Origin of the sequence: Serratia ureilytica (assembly GCF_013375155.1) — a bacterium.
In the GTDB taxonomy this organism is placed as follows: domain Bacteria; phylum Pseudomonadota; class Gammaproteobacteria; order Enterobacterales; family Enterobacteriaceae; genus Serratia; species Serratia ureilytica.
In genome coordinates this window covers 272,588-291,467 of the sequence record NZ_JABXOF010000009.1, presented here as the reverse complement: position 1 = coordinate 291,467, position 18,880 = coordinate 272,588, and the positions used below count along the sequence as shown (strand labels likewise).

The 18,880-nt window shown below is 58.9% G+C and carries 16 protein-coding genes; 8 read left to right on the top strand and 8 right to left on the bottom strand.

The features are described 5' to 3' along the window. Positions 1 to 257: 257 nt before the first annotated feature. The gene (locus tag HWW83_RS18145; protein ID WP_033652336.1) at positions 258 to 947 is read left to right on the top strand and encodes a FadR/GntR family transcriptional regulator; all 690 of its coding nucleotides are present in this window, start codon (positions 258 to 260) and stop codon (positions 945 to 947) included. 67 nt (positions 948 to 1,014) lie between these two features. Further along, positions 1,015 to 2,430 (top strand): multidrug transporter subunit MdtD, encoded by a 1,416-nt coding sequence (gene mdtD, locus HWW83_RS18140; RefSeq protein ID WP_033645165.1) that lies wholly within the window; start codon positions 1,015 to 1,017, stop codon positions 2,428 to 2,430. Here mdtD and rbsR read toward each other — a convergent pair. From rbsR to kup, 7 genes are all read right to left on the bottom strand, one after another. Further along, positions 2,427 to 3,428, bottom strand: coding sequence for a ribose operon transcriptional repressor RbsR (gene rbsR / locus HWW83_RS18135; RefSeq protein WP_049299632.1), 1,002 nt, complete (start codon positions 3,426 to 3,428; stop codon positions 2,427 to 2,429). The genes mdtD and rbsR overlap by 4 nt on opposite strands. Before the next feature lie 4 nt (positions 3,429 to 3,432). Beyond that, the gene (rbsK, locus tag HWW83_RS18130) at positions 3,433 to 4,359 is read right to left on the bottom strand and encodes a ribokinase (RefSeq protein WP_176589463.1); all 927 of its coding nucleotides are present in this window, start codon (positions 4,357 to 4,359) and stop codon (positions 3,433 to 3,435) included. Positions 4,360 to 4,420: 61 nt separating this feature from the next. Continuing rightward, entirely contained in the window at positions 4,421 to 5,308 is an 888-nt protein-coding gene (rbsB, locus tag HWW83_RS18125) for a ribose ABC transporter substrate-binding protein RbsB (RefSeq protein WP_025160300.1), read from the bottom strand. 24 nt (positions 5,309 to 5,332) lie between these two features. After that, entirely contained in the window at positions 5,333 to 6,301 is a 969-nt protein-coding gene (gene rbsC, locus HWW83_RS18120) for a ribose ABC transporter permease (RefSeq protein WP_019455467.1), read from the bottom strand. A 6-nt stretch (positions 6,302 to 6,307) separates the two neighbouring features. Next, positions 6,308 to 7,813 (bottom strand): ribose ABC transporter ATP-binding protein RbsA, encoded by a 1,506-nt coding sequence (gene rbsA / locus HWW83_RS18115; protein WP_033652332.1) that lies wholly within the window; start codon positions 7,811 to 7,813, stop codon positions 6,308 to 6,310. Positions 7,814 to 7,820: 7 nt separating this feature from the next. Then, positions 7,821 to 8,240, bottom strand: a complete 420-nt coding sequence (gene rbsD, locus HWW83_RS18110) for a D-ribose pyranase (RefSeq protein WP_033652331.1) — start codon at positions 8,238 to 8,240, stop codon at positions 7,821 to 7,823. A gap of 170 nt (positions 8,241 to 8,410) precedes the next feature. After that, complete coding sequence (gene kup / locus HWW83_RS18105) at positions 8,411 to 10,279, bottom strand: low affinity potassium transporter Kup (RefSeq protein WP_015379467.1); 1,869 nt, start codon at positions 10,277 to 10,279, stop codon at positions 8,411 to 8,413. A gap of 283 nt (positions 10,280 to 10,562) precedes the next feature. Between kup and ravA the strand changes: the two genes are divergently transcribed. Then, complete coding sequence (gene ravA, locus HWW83_RS18100; protein ID WP_089197564.1) at positions 10,563 to 12,071, top strand: ATPase RavA; 1,509 nt, start codon at positions 10,563 to 10,565, stop codon at positions 12,069 to 12,071. 2 nt (positions 12,072 to 12,073) lie between these two features. Continuing rightward, on the top strand, positions 12,074 to 13,537 hold the full coding sequence (gene viaA, locus HWW83_RS18095; RefSeq protein ID WP_004933781.1) for an ATPase RavA stimulator ViaA: 1,464 nt from the start codon (positions 12,074 to 12,076) through the stop codon (positions 13,535 to 13,537). A 6-nt stretch (positions 13,538 to 13,543) separates the two neighbouring features. Here the strand turns inward: viaA and asnA are convergent, their stop codons facing one another. Continuing rightward, positions 13,544 to 14,536, bottom strand: a complete 993-nt coding sequence (asnA, locus tag HWW83_RS18090; protein ID WP_033645159.1) for an aspartate--ammonia ligase — start codon at positions 14,534 to 14,536, stop codon at positions 13,544 to 13,546. A gap of 155 nt (positions 14,537 to 14,691) precedes the next feature. Between asnA and asnC the strand changes: the two genes are divergently transcribed. The 4 genes from asnC to rsmG all read left to right on the top strand — a co-directional run bounded on the left by asnC (position 14,692) and on the right by rsmG (position 18,723). Beyond that, positions 14,692 to 15,153 (top strand): transcriptional regulator AsnC, encoded by a 462-nt coding sequence (gene asnC / locus HWW83_RS18085; RefSeq protein WP_004933786.1) that lies wholly within the window; start codon positions 14,692 to 14,694, stop codon positions 15,151 to 15,153. Positions 15,154 to 15,253: 100 nt separating this feature from the next. Next, the gene (gene mioC / locus HWW83_RS18080) at positions 15,254 to 15,694 is read left to right on the top strand and encodes an FMN-binding protein MioC (RefSeq protein ID WP_015379470.1); all 441 of its coding nucleotides are present in this window, start codon (positions 15,254 to 15,256) and stop codon (positions 15,692 to 15,694) included. Positions 15,695 to 16,074: 380 nt separating this feature from the next. Next, positions 16,075 to 17,964: a tRNA uridine-5-carboxymethylaminomethyl(34) synthesis enzyme MnmG gene (gene mnmG, locus HWW83_RS18075; protein ID WP_033645158.1), complete on the top strand. Its 1,890-nt coding sequence runs from the start codon at positions 16,075 to 16,077 to the stop codon at positions 17,962 to 17,964. Between the two features lie 138 nt (positions 17,965 to 18,102). After that, positions 18,103 to 18,723, top strand: coding sequence for a 16S rRNA (guanine(527)-N(7))-methyltransferase RsmG (rsmG, locus tag HWW83_RS18070; RefSeq protein WP_025304738.1), 621 nt, complete (start codon positions 18,103 to 18,105; stop codon positions 18,721 to 18,723). Positions 18,724 to 18,880 lie beyond the last annotated feature (157 nt).

Here is an 18,880-nt window from a genome sequence, read left to right as displayed (position 1 = left end):
GAGTCAAGCGTTTATTTCGCTTTTCTCTCGCTGACCCGGCGGCTTGTCAGTCGTTGTTCCCGGTCAGTGGAGGCGCATTATAGGGAGTTCTCGGCGGGCCGCAACCCCTAAATGCAAAAAACTTTTCAAGCGCGGATTTTTTCGGCAAAAGAGCGAAAAAGCGGCGAATTTATGTCACTTTTTCAGGCAAACAGCCATAAAAGCTGGCGATCGCTGGAGTAAAATAGAAATAACGATGTCAGTAAGGATCCGCAGCCATGCCGTTAAATGCACAACAACAGGCCGCCCAACGCAATCTTTCTTATCTGCTTGCAGAGAAACTCGGCCAACAAATTCTGGCGGGCGATTATCAGGCCGGCAGCATCCTGCCCGGTGAAATGGAACTGGGCGAGCAATTCGGCGTCAGCCGCACAGCGGTGCGCGAAGCGGTAAAGATGTTAGCCGCCAAAGGCATGTTGTTGCCGCGCCCGCGCATTGGCACCCGCGTGATGCCGCAAAGCCAATGGAATTTCCTCGATCAGGATTTACTGACCTGGTGGATGACGCGGGAAAACTTCGATCAGGTGATGCAACATTTCCTTATATTGCGCACCTCGTTGGAACCGCAGGCCTGCGCGTTGGCGGCAGACCACGCCAGCCCGCAGCAAACCAAACTGCTGGCGGAGCTGATGGCGGAGATGCGCGCGCTGCATACCCAGTTTGATCGCGAGCGCTGGATCCAGGTCGATACCCAATTCCACCAGCTCATCTACGAGGCCAGCGGTAATCCGTTCCTGACCTCGTTCGCTAACCTGTTCAGTTCGGTGTATCAGAGTTACTTCCGCGCCATTACAGGCAATGAAGTGATCAAGCTGCGCCACCATCAGGCTATCGTCGATGCGATACTCGCCGGAGACAGCGCAGGCGCCCTCGTCGCCTGCCAAGTTTTGCTGAAAGAGAAAGACTAGACACGCTCCCCGCTTATAGATAGAAGAAAGAGATGAGGGAGAGACGACCATTTAACCAGGACCGACCATGACCCAATCCGCGCGCAGTATGGCAGGACTCCCGTGGATCGCCGCAATGGCGTTCTTTATGCAGGCGCTGGACGCCACCATCCTCAACACGGCGCTGCCGGCGATCGCCCACAGCCTCGGGCACTCGCCGCTGGCGATGCAATCTGCCGTCATCAGCTATACGCTGACGGTGGCGATGCTGATCCCAGTCAGCGGTTGGCTGGCGGACCGCTTCGGCACCCGCCGCGTGTTCATCTTCGCCGTCACGTTATTCACCCTCGGTTCGCTGTTGTGCGCCCTCTCCCCCACGTTGAGCGTGCTGGTTGCCTCTCGCGTGCTGCAGGGCATCGGCGGCGCGATGATGATGCCGGTCGCGCGACTGGCGCTGCTGCGCGCCTACCCGCGCAGCGAACTGCTGCCGGTGCTGAACTTCGTCACCATGCCCGGCCTGGTCGGGCCGATTCTGGGGCCGCTGCTGGGCGGCTGGCTGGTGACCTACGCCACCTGGCATTGGATTTTCCTGATCAATATCCCTATCGGCCTGCTCGGCATCTTCTATGCGCGCAAATACATGCCGGACTTCACCACGCCCAAGCGCCGCTTCGATTTTCTGGGTTTTATGCTGTTCGGCCTGAGCCTGGTGCTGATCTCCACCGGGCTGGAGCTGTTTGGCGAGCGGGTGCTGGCGAGCTACGTTTCGCTGGGCATTCTGCTCAGCGGCTTCGTGATGCTGTTCGGCTACATCGCGCACGCCCGCCGTCATCCTCAGCCGCTGATCGGCCTCGACCTGTTCAAAACCCGCACCTTCTCGGTCGGCATCGCCGGCAACGTCGCGTCCAGGTTGGGCACCGGCTGCGTGCCATTTTTAATGCCGCTCATGCTGCAGGTGGGATTTGGCTACACGGCGATCGTCGCCGGCTGCATGATGGCACCGACCGCCATCGGCTCGCTGATGGCGAAATCCACCGTCACTCAGGTGTTGCGCTGGTTCGGCTACCGTAAAACGCTGGTCGGCATCACCGTTATCATCGGAGCGCTGATCGCGCAGTTCGCCCTGCAGAGCCCAGGCATGCCGCTGTGGCTGATGATCCTGCCGCTGTTCGTACTGGGCATGGCGATGTCCACCCAGTTCACCGCCATGAATACCATCAGCCTGGCGGATTTGAACGACGCCAACGCCAGCGCCGGCAACAGCGTCCTGGCGGTCACCCAACAGCTGTCCATCAGTTTCGGCGTAGCGATCAGCGCGGCGGTGCTGCGTTTTTACGAATCCCTGTCGTTAGGCACGATGATCGACCACTTCCATTACACCTTTATCACCATGGGGATCGTCACCGTGGCGTCGGCGCTGGTATTTATGTTGCTGAGAAGGAAAGATGGCCGCAACTTGATCAGCGGCCAGGAAAGCAAGAAAGAAGCGAAGGCGGCCAGTTAACGGTGGCCCACCGAGGCGCGTTCCACCAGCTCGGGCGTCAGCACCAGCACCTGGGGAGCACGCTCCGGGTTTTGCAGGCGGTTGATCAGCGCATCGATCGCCAGCTCGCCCAGCGAATCCTTCGGCTGATGAATGGTGCTCAGCGGCGGCGCCAGATAACGGGCCAACTCAATGTCATCGTAGCCCATCACCGCCATATCCTGCGGCACGGAAAGCCCGGCCTGATACAGCGCCTGATAAACGCCTACCGCCACCGCGTCGTTGCCGGCAAACACCGCATGCGGCGGCTCATCCAGCGCCAGCAGTTGGCGCATGGCGTTCACCCCGCCCTCAAACTCAAAGTCGCAATGCACTTCATACCCTGGCGGAACCGGCAATCCAGCGCGACGCATCGCGTTGCGGTAGCCTTCCAGCCGGTGGCGAGCGGTGGTTTTATCCTGCGGGCCGGCGATGCAGGCAATCTTGCGGTAGCCGCGGGCGATCAGATGATCGGTCGCCATCTCACCGCCCAGCAGCGAGTTATCCTGAATAATGTCGTTGGCGCCCTCGAACGGCGCCCAGTCCATCATCACGATCGGCAGTGACGGGTAACGGCTCAGAGCATCTTGCGATGGTCGGTGGTTTTCGGTGCACATCAGCAGCAAACCGTCGACGCGCTTTTGCAGCAGCGTCTCCATGCTGCGGTTCATGCGCGCGGCGTCTTCTTCGGTATTGCACAGGATTAAACTGTAGCCGCGTTCATAACAGCTGCGCTCCACGCCGCGCACCACTTCGGCATAAAACGGGTTGTTGCTGGCGGTCACCAGCATGCCGATGGTGCGCGTCTGATTGAGCTTCAGGCTGCGCGCCAGCGCGGAAGGCGCATAGTTCAGCTGTTCCACGGCCGCCATGACCTTGTCGCGCACGCTGTCGCTGACAAAGCGATTGTTGTTGACCACATGCGACACGGTAGAGGTTGAAACGCCCGCCAGGCGGGCGACATCTTTCATGGTGGCCAAAGGATCACCCCTGCTGCTGCAAGAAGGCGTCGATCTCTTCACGCCACGGCACCGAAGGCTGCGCGCCGGGGCGGGTCACGGCGATCGCCGCCGCCGCATGGGCGAAACGCACCGCGTCGGCCATGACTTTGCCTTCCAACAGGGCAGTCACCAGCGCACCGTTAAAGGTATCGCCGGCGGCGATGGTATCCACCGCTTGCACTTTGAAGCCGGGCACCCGTTTGCCGTTGCCGTTTTCGCTCAGCCACACGCCGCGGCTGCCGAGGGTGATGATCACCGTCGCGATGCCTTTGTCGTGCAGCGCCTGCGCCGCGCGCGCCGCATCGGCGTCGCTGTCCACGGCAATGCCAGTCAGGCGCTGGGCTTCGGTTTCATTCGGGGTGATCATATCGATCATGCCCAGCAGCTCGTCAGGTAGCTCACGCGCCGGGGCCGGGTTGAGGATCACCTGCGTGTGATGTTGCTTCGCCAGGCGGGCGGCGGCAATCACCGTCTCCAGCGGCGACTCCAGCTGCATCAGCAGGGCATCGGCATCGATCACTTTTTGTTGGTAGCGCGCCAGGTAATCCGGCGTTACCGCGGCGTTGGCGCCGGCATCGATGCCGATCACGTTCTCGCCTTCGGCGTTGACGAAGATCAGCGCCACGCCGGTGGTACTGTCGGCGATGGCTTCAATCGGTTGGGTATCAATGCGATCGCTCGCCAGCTGCCGGCGGACACGTTCGCCGATATCGTCGGCGCCCACGCAGGCGATAAAGGCGATCTTCGCCCCGCTGCGCCCGGCCGCCACCGCCTGATTCGCGCCCTTGCCGCCAAACGCCACCTTATACTGTTTCCCGATCACCGTTTCGCCCGGGTGGGGGAACTGTTCAATATTGAGGATATGGTCGGCATTGATGCTGCCAAGAACCACCAGCTTACCTGTTTCCATCGCATTGATTCCTGAATTGCGCGCCATCGTAAACGCCCCGTTCCGATGGCGCTGGTATGACTTACTGAGTGACCAGTTTCAAATCGACCGGGATGGTCGCCGGCACTTTTTCGCCTTTCAGCACTTTATCGGCAGTTTCCACACCGATCACGCCGATCTGATCGGGACGCTGCGCCACGGTCGCCGCCAGCTTGCCGCCTTCGACCGCTTTCACGCCATCGGCGGTGCCGTCGAAGCCTACCACGATCACGTCGGTTTTACCGGCGGTTTGCAGCGCGCGCAGCGCACCCAGCGCCATTTCATCGTTCTGGGCGAACACCGCCTGCACATCCGGGTGCGCGGTCAGCAGGTTCTGCATCACGTTCAGGCCCTTGGTGCGATCGAAATCGGCCGGCTGGCTGGCCAACAGTTTGAATTTATTCTGATCCAGCGACTGCTTGAAGCCTTCACCGCGTTCACGCGCGGCGGAAGTGCCGGCGATGCCTTCCAGCTGAATCACCTTGGCATCGGCGCCCACTTTCTTGGCGATGAAATCACCGGCCATTTTGCCGCCCACGCGGTTGTCCGAAGCGATGTGGCTCACCACGTCACCCTTGCTCGCCACGCGGTCCAGCGTGATGACCGGGATCTTAGCCTGGTTGGCCATCTTGATGGCGTTACCCACCGCGTCGGAGTCAGTCGGGTTGATCAACAGCAGCTTGGGCGCGCGCACCATCAGATCCTGCACGTTGGCCAGCTCTTTCGCCGGGTTGTTCTGGGAATCCAGCACCACCAGGTTGTAGCCCAGCTTGTTGGCCTCTTGCTGTGCGCCATCCTTCATCGAGACGAAGAACGGGTTGTTGAGGGTGGACACCACCAGCGCGATGGTGTCTTTGGCCATGGCATTGGCGCTCAGGGTAGCGCTCAGCGCGATGGCGGAGGCTAAGGTTGCCAGTTTTTTCATTTTCATCATCGTGATTCCTGTAGGGGGAGGTTACTTGTTGCTTTTGTTATCTACCAGAACCGCCAGCAGTATCACCACTGCCTTCACGATCATTTGGTAGTAGGAAGAAACACCCAATAAATTCAGGCCGTTGTTCAGGAAGCCGAGGATCAGCGCCCCGATCAGCGTGCCGACGATGCGGCCCTTGCCGCCGGCCAGGCTGGTGCCGCCCAGCACCACGGCGGCGATGGCGTCCAGCTCATAGCCGGTGCCGGCGGTCGGCTGCGCCGACGACAGGCGCGCCACTTCGATCACCCCCGCCAGCGCCGCCAGCAGGCCGCACAGCGAGTAGACGATAATCTTCACTTTATCGACGCTGATACCGGACAGGCGGGTCGCCGCTTCGTTGCCGCCCAGGGCATAAATATAGCGGCCCAGGCGCGTATGGTGCAGCATATACCAGGCGGCGATGAACACGATCGCCATGATCCAGATCGGCGTAGGCACGCCCAGCGGACGGCCGATGCCGAACCAGCCGAAGGTGTCGGCCACGTCGGTGAAACCGGTGTTGACCGGGCTGCCGTTGGTGTACACCATGGTGACGCCGCGCAGCAGCAGCATCATCACCAGCGTGGCGATAAAGGCCTGCACTTTGCCTTTGGCGACGATCACCCCGGTGCAGGCGCCAACCGCAGCGCCGAGCGCCAGTGCCGCCGCCACCGCCACCAGCGCGTTGACCTCAAAGCCGACGATCGATGCCGCCACCGCGCCGGTCAGGGCCAACAGCGATCCCACCGACAGATCGATGCCGGACGTGAGGATCACCAGCGTCATCCCCACAGCCATGATGGCGTTCACCGAGGTCTGCTGCAGAATATTGAACAGGTTGTTCAGGGTGAAGAAGTTCGGGCTCATGGAAGAGACCACGGCGATCAGCACCAGCAGCGCAATCAACGACTTCTGCTCTAACAGCCACTCTTTACTGAACCAGCGCTTAGCTGCGATAGTCTGGGAACTCATATCTGATTACTCCTGCTTTACGCCGTATTGCTTGCCGACGGCTGCCGCCATCAACGCTTCCTGGGTGGCCTGTTCAATCGGGAACTCGCCGCTGAGATGCCCTTCGTGCATCACCAGAATGCGATCGCTCATGCCCATCACCTCCGGCATTTCCGAAGACACCAGAATGATGCTCAGCCCTTCCTGCTTGAACTGGTTGATTAACTGATAGATCTCTTTTTTCGCCCCGACATCGACGCCGCGCGTCGGCTCATCGAGGATCAGCACCTTCGGCCGGGTCATCAGGCCGCGGGCGATCGCCACTTTCTGTTGATTGCCGCCGGAAAGCAGACCTATCGGCTGCTCCATCGACGGCGTTTTGATATTGAACAGGCGGATGAAGTCCCCCACCGCCTGCCGCTCGTCGGCCTGTTTCAGGCTGCCGTCGGCGCGGCTGAAGTAGCGCAGCGCGGTCAGAGACATGTTTTCCTTTACCGACATGCCCAGCACCAGGCCGTCGCGCTTACGGTCTTCCGAGATATAGACGATGCCGTTCGCCAATCCATCCTGCGGCGAATGGGTGACTACCTCGCGGCCGTCGAGGTTGACGGTGCCGGCCTTGCGCGGCGCGGCGCCGTACAGAATCTTCATCAATTCGGTGCGCCCGGCGCCCATCAAGCCGGCCACGCCGAGGATCTCACCGCGATACAGCGTAAAGCTGACGTCTTCAACGCCGGGTCCGGAAAGATGACTGACTTCCAGCCGCTTTTCCCCGCGCGGTAAATCAAGGCGCGGGTATTGTTCTTCCAGCTTGCGACCGACCATCATTTCAATCAGCGAATCTTCCTGCAGCTCGCTCACCGGCCGCTCGGCGATGAACTGCCCGTCGCGAAATACCGTCACGTCGTCGCAGATTTCAAAGATCTCTTTCAGACGGTGTGAGATATAGACGATGCCGCGCCCTTCGGCCTTCAGCTCGTTGATCACCTTGAACAGCGAGGCGGTTTCGGTGTCGGTCAGCGCATCGGTCGGTTCGTCCATGATGATCACTTTCGATTCGAAGCTCAGTACCTTGGCAATCTCCACCATCTGCTGATCGCCAATCGACAGCTCGCCCACCAGCCGGTGGCTGCTGTAGCGCAGGTTGAGGCGCGCCAGCAAGCGATCGGCCTCGGCGTACATGCGCTTCCAGTCAATGCGGCCGAAACGGTTGACGAACTCGCGGCCGAGGAAGATGTTTTCCGCAATCGTCAGCTGCGGGATCAGGTTCAGCTCCTGATGGATAATGCCGATGCCCGCTTCCTGCGAATCTTTAGGCCCGTTGAACGCCACCTCTTTACCGAGAAAATACTGACTGCCGGCGTCTTTCTGATAGATGCCGGTCAGCACTTTCATCATGGTGGACTTCCCGGCGCCGTTTTCCCCCACCAGCGCCATCACCTTGCCGGGATAAACGCTGAGAGCGGCGCCGGAAAGCGCCTTCACGCCGGGAAAGGCTTTATCAATCCCTTTCAGTTGCAGTAAAGGTTGCATAAACGCCTCAGAAAGTTACGCCGGCGCACAGGATCACGTTCGCGTAAGGCGAACACTCCCCGCTGCGGATCACCGCCCGGCTGTGCTCGGTTTGCGCTTTAAACGCCTGATGGCTGATATAACGCACGCCGATGGTATTGCCCTGGCGTTGGCCCAGTGCGGTCAGTTCAGCCAACAATGCCTCGTGGAGCGACGGATTTTGTTTCACGATTTCTTCCGCCAGGATGGCGCTTTCTACCTGCATCTCTTGGGTGACCGCCGCGAACACCTGCATGAAGGTCGGCACGCCCTGCGTCAGCGCCAGATCGATGCGCTGCGTCACCGCCGGTATCGGCAAACCCGCATCGCACAAGGTGAGCTGATCGGTATGCCCCAACCGGGCAATCACGGCAGACACGTCGGAATTCAGTAATACGCCTTTTTTCATCTTCTCACTCCGCTAGCGAAACGTTTCGCTCTCTGGAGGAGTGTAAAAAAACGGCAGGGGAAGGCAACCCGGACAATGCAGAAGTGTGATCGTCATCGAAACGTTTCGTTCGCGCACGGAGAAAGCGCAAACAAAAGGGGCTCAGCCTAGCTGAGCCCCTGTCAGGCGGGTTAGATCTCGACCTGCGTGCCGAGCTCGATGACCCGGTTCGGCGGGATTTCGAACTGATCCGGCGCGCGCAGCGCATTGCGGCTCAGAGCAACGAACAGTTTGCCGCGCAGGTAGAGGTACCATGGCCGCTTGGTGAGGATCAGCGATTCATGGGACATGAAGAACGACGTCTCCGACATGCGGCACGGCAACCCTTCCAGCCCGCAGCGGTGGAACACTTCCTCCACGTTCGGCGTTTCGCGCCAGCCGTAGCTGGCCACCACCCGCCAGAAGGTCGGCGACAGCTGCTCGATGGTCACCCGGCGCACGTTGTGCACGTAAGGCGCATCCTCGGTGCGCAGCGTCAGCAGCACCACGCGCTCGTGCAGCACCTTGTTGTGCTTCAGGTTATGCAACAGCGCAAAAGGAATGACGTTAGTGGCGCGCGACAAGAAGACCGCGGTGCCCGGCACCCGTACCGGCGGCGATTTCTCCAGCGAGGCAATCATCGCCTCCAGCGAGTTGCCGTGCTCATGCAGACGACGCAACAGGCGGAAACGCTCGCTCTTCCAGGTAGTCATAATGATGAACATCACCAGCGCCAGGGTCAGCGGCAGCCAGCCGCCGGAGAACAGCTTCAGGGCGTTGGCGGAGAACATCGGCACGTCGATGATCAGTAAGATGGTTACGATGCCGATCGCCAGGAAGCGGTTCCAGTGCCAGTTATTAATCGCCACCGAAGTGACCAGTATGCTGGTCAGCACCATGGTGCCGGTGACGGCGATGCCGTACGCCGCCGCCAGGTTGCTGGAGTGTTCGAAGCCGATGATCACCAGCACCACGGAGATATACAGCGTCCAGTTGATCACCGGAATGTAGATCTGGCCGGATTCCATTTCCGAGGTGTGAATGATGCGCATCGGCGACAAATACCCCAGGCGCACCGCCTGGCGAGTCAGCGAGAAGACGCCGGAAATCACCGCCTGCGAGGCGATGACCGTTGCCAGGGTTGCCAGAATCAGCAGCGGGATCAGCGCCCAGTCGGGCGCCAGCAGGAAGAATGGGTTTTTGATCGCTTCAGGGTTTTTCAGCAGCAACGCCCCCTGGCCGAAGTAGTTGAGCACCAGCGAAGGCAGCACCACGGTGAACCAAGCCAGGCGGATCGGGAACTTGCCGAAGTGCCCCATGTCGGCATACAGCGCCTCAACGCCGGTGATCGACAGCACCACCGCCCCCAGCGCGAAGAACGACACCTTCTTATATTCCATAAAGAAGTTGAGCGCCCATTTGGGATTCAGCGCCTGCAGCACTTCCGGGTTCGAAATGATGCTGCGCGCGCCCAGCACCGCCAACACGATGAACCACAACAGCATTACCGGGGCGAACAGCTTGCCGACGCTGCCGGTGCCGTGTTTTTGGATAACGAACAGCAGGGTCAGCACCAGAATCGAGAGCGGCACGATATAGGCGTCGAGCGCAGGCGCGGCGATTTCCAACCCCTCTATCGCCGACATCACCGAGATCGCCGGGGTGATCACCACCTCGCCATAGAAGAAGCTGCCGCCAATCAGGCCCAGTATCACCAGCACTGCGGTGGTGCGCGCCGAGGTATTGCGCCCGGCCAGCGACATCAGCGTCAAAATGCCGCCTTCGCCGGCGTTGTCCGCCCGCATCACGTAGGTGAGATATTTGAGGGAAACGATCACGATCAGCATCCAGAAAATCAGCGACAGGAAGCCGAAAACCACGTCTGGACGAACATCGAAGCCGTAATGGCCGGAGAAACACTCTCTCAACGTATAGAGAGGACTGGTGCCGATATCACCGTAGACCACGCCGATGGCAGCCAGGGTTACCGCCGATAGGGACTGCTTATGCTCTGCGCTCATAATTCGTTTCTTTATCAGAACATCCGTTAGCGATGCATCCGCATCAGGCAAAATACGGGCTCAAAGATCCGTCACGCCCACCAGAAAGCCGCACAGTATGCACCATTTATACGGCTTGCCTACCCTTATATCAGAGCCGAAAAATAAACAAAATGTGAACCGGATATCCGACTCAACTGAGAAAATTTTTACTAATCAATAAGCTATACCATTAAAAATAATGGTGGTTTATCATCGAATTATCGACCAAGATTGGCTAACTCTCGGACAATACGACGATTATATGACGCCATCATCCCTTCTGGCAGAACGAATTTCCCGCCTCAGCAGCGCGCTGGAGAGCGGCCTTTATGAGCGGCAAGAGGCGATCCGCCTGTGCCTGCTGGCGGCGCTGAGCGGCGAAAGCGTATTCTTGCTCGGCCCGCCCGGCATCGCCAAGAGCCTGATCGCGCGCCGGCTGAAGTTTGCCTTCCGCAACGCTCGCTCTTTTGAATACCTGATGACGCGCTTTTCCACGCCGGAAGAGGTCTTCGGCCCGCTCTCGATTCAGGCGCTGAAAGATGAAGGGCGCTATCAACGCCTGACCGCCGGCTATCTGCCAGAAGCGGAGATCGTGTTTCTGGACGAGATCTGGAAGGCCGGCCCGGCGATCCTCAACACCCTGCTGACGGCGATCAATGAACGGCGTTTTCGCAACGGCAACAGCGAAGAACCGATCCCGCTGCGCCTGCTGGTCACCGCTTCCAACGAACTGCCCGAAGCGGACAACAGCCTCGAAGCCCTGTATGACCGCATGCTGATTCGCCTGTGGCTGGACAAGGTGCAGGATAAACAGAATTTCCGCTCGCTGCTGGTCAACCGCCAGAGCGAAAGCCAAAACCCGGTGCCGGCGGCGCTGAGCGTCAGCGACGAAGAGTTTCTGCAGTGGCAGCCGCAGATCGATAAGGTGGCGCTGCCGGAAGCCTGCTTTGAGCTGATTTTCCAACTGCGCCAGCGGCTGGACGCGCTGGAACAGGCGCCGTACGTCTCCGATCGGCGCTGGAAGAAAGCCCTGCGCCTGCTGCAGGCCTGCGCCTTCTTCAGCGGGCGCGACGCCATCGCCCCGCTCGATCTGATGCTGTTGAAAGACTGCCTGTGGCACGATCTCACCTCGCTGAAGCTGCTGCAACAGCAGATCGATCAACTGCTGACCGAATCGGCCTATCAGCAGCAGTCGATGTTGATCCAACTGCAACAGATCCATACCCGCTGGATGCAGGACCAGCAGCAACAAAGCGACCGACAGGCCATCAGCCTGGTGAAAAAAGGCGGGATGTTCAGCCGCAAACCGCAATACGCGCCGGCCACGCCGTTCGCCGGCGGCACCCTCACCCTGCTGCTGCAAAAACCGCTGCAGCTGCATGACATTCAGGTCAATCATCTGAGCATCGAAAGCAGCGCGCTGGACAACTGGCTGCAAAAAGGCGGCGACGTGCGCGCCAAGCTGAACGGCATCGGCTTTGCGCAGCCGATCGACCTGGAAGTGGACGATCAACTGCACCTCACGGTGTTGGACGTCAGCCGCCAGCCGTCGCTGCTGGCGCTGCCGGGCAAACAGGCTACCGCTACGCCGCAGGCGCTGCTGGATGAAATGGACGCATTGGCCCAGCGCCTGGCGGAACAGCGCCGCGCCTTCAGCCAACATCAGCCCTGCCTGTTCACGTCCGCCGCCGGTCTGGCCAAGATCGAAGCCAGTTTGCTGCAGGTCGCGGAACAGGTTAAACAGCAACAGCAGCAAATGCGCGGCCAGTAACCATGCTCAGTCTGGAGACGCTCGATCTGCTGCTGGCGATCACCGAAGGCGAGATGATCGAGGAGATGATCGTCGGCATGCTGGCCGCGCCGCAGCTGTCGGTATTCTTTAAAAAGTTTCCGGCCCTACGGCGGGCGCTGGATCGCGATCTGCCGCGCTGGAAGCTGCAGCTAAAGGAGCGTTTGCAGGAGGCCATGGTGCCGCCGGCGTTGGCGCAGGAATTTTACCGCTACCAACAGTGCCAGCTGGAGAACAATACCCAGTTCTATCACAACCTCAACGACACGATGGAGCTGCTGCGCCAGCTGGTTTCCCCGTTTTATGAACAGGCGCGCGCGCTGGTGGACGCCGCCGATCTGCCCAATCATCCGTTGGACGACAGTTTTCAAACGCTGTTTCTGCAGCGCTGGCGCATCAGCCTGACGCTGCAGGCCACCATGCTGCACCACCAGTTGCTGGAACAAGAGCGTGAGCAGCTGATGGCGGAACTGCAGGAACGCCTGGCGCTGAGCGGCGCGCTGGAACCGCTGCTGTCGGAAAACGACACCGCCGCCGGCAGGCTGTGGGACATGAGCAAAGGCCAGCTGCAGCGCGGCGATTACCAGCGGCTGGTGGAGTACGGCAACTTTTTGCAGCAGCAGCCGGAGCTGAAAAAGCTGGCGCAACAGCTGGGCCGCAGCTATCAGGCCAAAGCGGTGCAGCAACAGGACGCGCAGCCGGAGCCGTTCAGGGTTATGGTGCAGGTGCCGGCCACGCTGCCGGAAGAAGTGAGCGGCATTCATCAAAGCGACGACATTCTGCGCCTGCTGCCGCCGGAGCTGGCGACGCTGGGGATTGAAGAGCTGGAATTCGAGTTTTATCGCCGCCTGCTGGAAAAGCGACTGCTGAGCTACCGCCTGCAGGGCGACGTCTGGCAGGAACAGATCCTGATCCGTCAGGTCACCCACCAGCAGCAGGATCAGCAGCCGCGCGGGCCGTTTATCGTCTGCGTGGACACCTCAGGATCGATGGGCGGCTTCAACGAACAGTGCGCCAAGGCGTTCTGTCTGGCGCTGCTGCGCATTGCGCTGGCGGATAACCGCCGCTGCTACATCATGCTGTTCGCCAACCAGATCGTACATTACGAACTCACCGCCGCCAGCGGCATTGAGCAGGCAGTGCGTTTTCTCGGCCAGCAGTTTCGCGGCGGCACCGATCTGGCGGCCTGCCTGAACGCCACCGTCACCAAAATGGCGGAGAGCGGCTGGTTCGATGCCGATGCGGTGATCATTTCTGATTTTATCGCCCAGCGGTTGCCGGAGGAGGTAATAAAGAAGGTGAAACAGCAGCAGCAAAGCCACCAGCAGCGTTTCCACGCGGTGGCGATGTCCGCCTACGGCAAACCCGGCATCATGCGCATCTTCGATCACATCTGGCGCTTCGATACCGGGTTGAAAAGCCGGTTGATGCGCCGCTGGCGGCGCTAGGCAGAATCAGAGCAGGCCTTCAACCGCGCCGCGCACTTCCGGTGACCACACGCCGCACTGCACCTGGCCGATATGCGACAGCTGCAACAGCAACATCACCAAACGCGACTGACCGATGCCGCCGCCGATGGTCTGCGGCATATCGCCGCGCAGCAACGACTGATGCCATTCCAGCTTCATGCGATCTTCATCGCCGGTCAGCGCCAGCTGATGTTTCAGCGCCGCGGCGTCGACGCGGATGCCCATGGAAGAAAGCTCGAAAGCGTCCTGCAGCACCGGGTTCCACACCACTATATCGCCGTTCAGGCCCGCCAGGCCATCCGCCGTCGGCGTGGTCCAGTCATCATAATCCGGCGCACGCACATCGTGCGATTTGCCGTGCGACAGCTTGCCGCCGATGCCGATCAGGAACACCGCGCCCAATTCTTTGGCGATCGCCCGCTCACGCCCTTTGGCGTCCAGATCCGGATAGCGCTGCAGCAGGGTTTCGCTGTGCACGAAGTGGATCTGTTCCGGCAGGAACGGGGTCAGGCCATGCTCACGGCTGACTTCCGCTTCCGTCGCCTTGATCGCGGCGTAAATGCTGCGCACGGTACTTTTCAGATAGTCCAGACCGCGCTCACCGTCGCCCATCACCCGCTCCCAGTCCCACTGATCGACGTACACCGAGTGGATTGGCGTCAGGCGGTCTTCATCCGGGCGCAGCGCCTTCATATGGGTATACAGGCCTTCGCCGGCACCGAAATCGTAGCTGCCCAGGGTTTTGCGTTTCCATTTCGCCAGTGAGTGCACCACTTCGAAGGTGGCGTCCGGCAAAGTTTTGACTTTGACCTGCACCGCTTTCTCGCTGCCGGAGAGGTTATCCTGCGTGCCGTCGCCCAGGCGGCTAAGGATCGGGGCCTGCACTTCGATCAGACCGAGCTGCTGTTCCAGCTGGCGGGAGAAGAAGGATTTGACCTGGCTGATTTGTTGTTGTTTTTGGATAAACTGTTTTTTCATTGCCGTATCTCTTGTAAACCTGTCTCTGTTGCCATCGATTAAGCAACAAAACGATACGCCAATTCAATATCCGTTAATCAATATTGCCTTTTCACTTTTAATCGTTCATTTTTACCCGGACTGAATTCAACAATCGTTAATTAATGGGGGATTAAATGGCGGAAATTTATCAGATCGATAATCTCGATCGCGGCATCCTCAACGCCCTGATGGACAATGCGCGCACACCGTACGCCGAACTGGCGAAAAACTTCGCCGTCAGCCCCGGCACCATTCACGTGCGGGTGGAGAAGATGAAACAGGCCGGGATCATCACCGGCGCGCGTATCGACGTCAGTCCCAAACAGCTGGGCTACGACGTGTGCTGCTTTATCGGCATCATATTAAAGAGCGCCAAGGACTACCCTTCGGCACTGAAGAAGCTGGAAAGCCTGGAGGAAGTGGTGGAAGCCTATTACACCACCGGCCATTACAGCGTCTTTATTAAAGTGATGTGCCGCTCGATCGACGCGTTGCAACAGGTACTTATCAACAAGATCCAGACCATCGACGAGATCCAGTCCACCGAAACGCTGATCTCGCTGCAGAACCCCATTATGCGCACCATCGTGCCGTAACCCGCCAAATTGCATACCCACATTATCCACAGGTAGATCCCAGCCGATTCACAGCGTACAATGCAGCCACTTTGAGTGAGAAGGTTGGGATCGTTGGTTCATGGCAGACATTACTCTGATCAGTGGCAGTACGCTTGGCAGCGCCGAATACGTGGCTGAACATTTGGCTGAAAAGCTGGAAGACGCCGGCTTCTCTACCGAGATGCTGCACGGCCCTGAACTGGATGAACTGCCGTTGAACGGCCGCTGGCTGGTGGTCTCTTCCACGCACGGTGCCGGCGAACTGCCGGATAACCTTCAGCCGCTGTTGGAACAGATCGCTGAGCAGCAGCCGGATCTTTCCGAGGTGCAGTTCGGCGCCGTCGGTTTAGGCAGTTCGGAATACGACACCTTCTGCGGTGCGATCAAACAGATCGACGATCTATTGATCGCCAGAGGCGCTAAAAGGATCGGCGATCGTCTCGAGATCGACGTGACCGAGCATGAAATTCCCGAGGATCCAGCCGAGGAATGGGTAAAAAACTGGATTAATTTACTCTAATTCGTCTAAAGATCGTGCGAACGATTGTGGATAACTAAGCTTAAAAGCAGGGTAAAAGCCGTAGTTATCCCAATAACAACCGTAGTGCGCTTTTTGTCCTGTGTATAACAAGCCTTTTAGATCCCAGCTTATCTGCGTCGGGATCACCGATCATTCACAGCAAACGATCCTCCTTAATCTGCTGATCTTCATCGTGAATAGTCACTTATCCACAGAGGATCGCGATCCTAATAAGAGATCTAATAAAGAGATCTTTAAATAAAAAAGATCTTCTTTTAATTACCGACGATCCTGACCACTTGGTCGATCGTCTAAACTTGAGTAGAATCCCCGACCCCAGGGCAAATACGATCGTTCGCAATACGGCGAGGTGCAGTTCCATGTTTTATCCAGATCAATTTGACGTCATCATCATCGGTGGTGGCCATGCAGGTACCGAGGCCGCCATGGCCGCGGCGCGCATGGGACGTCAGACTTTATTATTGACACACAATATCGACACGCTGGGACAGATGTCCTGTAACCCGGCGATTGGCGGTATTGGTAAAGGGCATCTGGTTAAGGAAATTGATGCACTCGGCGGCCTGATGGCGACAGCGATCGACCATGCCGGCATACAGTTTAGGATACTAAACGCCAGCAAAGGCCCAGCCGTTCGCGCCACACGCGCTCAGGCGGATCGCGTGTTGTATCGCCAGGCTATCCGTACCGCGTTGGAGAACCAGCCCAATCTGATGATCTTCCAACAGCCGGTTGAGGATCTGATCGTCGAAAACGATCGCGTCGTGGGCGCCGTCACCCAAATGGGCCTGAAATTCCGCGCCAAAGCGGTGGTATTGACCGTAGGCACCTTCCTGGACGGCAAGATCCATATCGGCCTGGAAAATTACAGCGGCGGCCGCGCCGGGGATCCGCCTTCGATCTCGCTGTCTCAGCGTTTGCGTGAACTGCCGCTGCGCGTCAACCGCTTGAAAACCGGGACACCGCCGCGCATCGACGCCCGCACTATCGATTTCAGCGTACTGGCGCCGCAACACGGCGATACGCCGGTGCCGGTATTCTCGTTCCTGGGCGATGCCAGCCAGCATCCGGAACAAATGGCGTGCTATATCACCCATACCAATGAAAAAACCCATGACGTGATCCGCAATAACCTCGATCGCAGCCCGATGTATGCCGGGATCATCGAAGGGATCGGCCCACGTTACTGCCCGTCGATCGAAGACAAGGTCATGCGCTTTGCCGATCGCAACGCGCACCAGATCTTCCTCGAGCCGGAAGGCCTGACCAGCAATGAGATTTACCCTAACGGGATCTCCACCAGCCTGCCGTTCGATGTGCAGATGCAGATCGTCCGTTCGATGGAAGGAATGCAAAACGCGCGTATTATTCGCCCTGGTTATGCTATCGAGTACGATTTCTTCGATCCGCGCGACCTGAAACCGACGCTGGAAAGCAAATTCATTCAGGGGCTGTTCTTTGCCGGTCAAATCAACGGCACCACCGGGTATGAAGAAGCCGCCGCACAGGGGCTGCTGGCCGGTCTGAACGCCGGTCGCTTCGCCGCCGAGCAAGAAGGCTGGGCGCCACGTCGCGATCAGGCTTATCTCGGCGTGCTGGTGGACGACCTCAGCACCCTCGGCACCAAAGAACCGTACCGCATGTTTACTTCACGCGCCGAGTATCGTCTGATGCTGCGCGAAGACAACGCCGATCTCCGCCTGACAGAAAAAGGCCGTGAACTCGGCCTGGTGGACGACGTGCGTTGGGCGCGCTACAGCGAGAAGCTGGAGCGGATCGAACGTGAACGTCAGCGCCTGCGCGACATCTGGATGCACCCGCACGCCGAGAACGTCGAACAGGTCAATGCGTTGCTGAAAGCGCCGCTGTCACGCGAAGCAAACGGCGAAGAGCTGCTGCGCCGTCCGGAAATGGACTACGCGCAATTGACCGCCACCGAGGCCTTCGCGCCGCCGTTGGACGATGTACAAGCCGCCGAGCAGGTTGAGATCCAGGTCAAATACGAAGGCTACATCGCTCGCCAGCAGGAAGAGATCGAAAAACAGCAGCGCAACGAGAACACCGTGTTGCCGTTGGATCTCGACTACCGTCAGGTTTCGGGGTTGTCGAACGAAGTGATCGCCAAACTGAACGATCACAAACCGAACTCCATCGGCCAGGCTTCACGCATCTCCGGCATTACGCCGGCGGCGATCTCGATTTTGCTGATTTGGCTGAAAAAGCAGGGGCTGCTGCGCCGCAGCGCATAAATCCCGCATCCAGGCGGCCGTTTGCTCAACCCGTAGCCAAACGGCCGCTGACATCACCTGCGCGCTGAATTATCATAGGCGCCTCATTGCGCCAGCTAACCATCCGCTGGTCGTTCAGCGCCTGCCAGAGGATCCGTTGTGCAAAAAAAATTAGACTCGCTGCTCGCGGCAGCAGGCATTGAGCTGCCCGATCAGCAGAAACAGCAGCTGCTGGGCTATGTCGGCATGCTGGATAAGTGGAACAAGGCTTATAACCTCACGTCGGTGCGCGATCCGCAGCAAATGCTGGTGCGCCACATCCTCGACAGCATCGTGGTCAACCCGCATCTGCAGGGATCGCGTTTTATCGATGTCGGCACCGGCCCCGGTTTACCGGGCATTCCGCTGGCGATCGTGCGTCCGGATGCGCATTTCACGCTGCTCGACAGCCTGGGCAAGCGCGTGCGTTTCCTGCGCCAGGTGCAGCATGAACTGGGCCTGAACAATATCGAGCCGGTTCAGAGCCGCGTTGAAGCGTTTCCGGCCGAGCCGCCGTTCGACGGCGTGATCAGCCGGGCGTTCGCTTCGCTGCAGGATATGCTGTCCTGGTGCCATCACCTGCCGGCGAAAGGGCAGGGGCGTTTTTACGCATTGAAAGGCGTGCGCCCGGATGAAGAATTGGCGCACCTGCCGGAGGGCGTTAGCCTGGAGTCTATCGTGCGGTTGCAGGTGCCTGAACTGGAAGGCGAACGCCATCTGGTGGTGCTTAAGGCAAACTGAGTTTGTTTTTGATCAAACAAGCGTGAATTAACGGTAGTACGGCGTGTAAAGGTAAGCAGGCTAATTAGTTGGTCGCTTTTTTTAGTTAATTTACTTTCTATTAACACAAAAAACGCGGCTAATTAGCGACAATAGAGTAATTGCAATTAGAAATAGT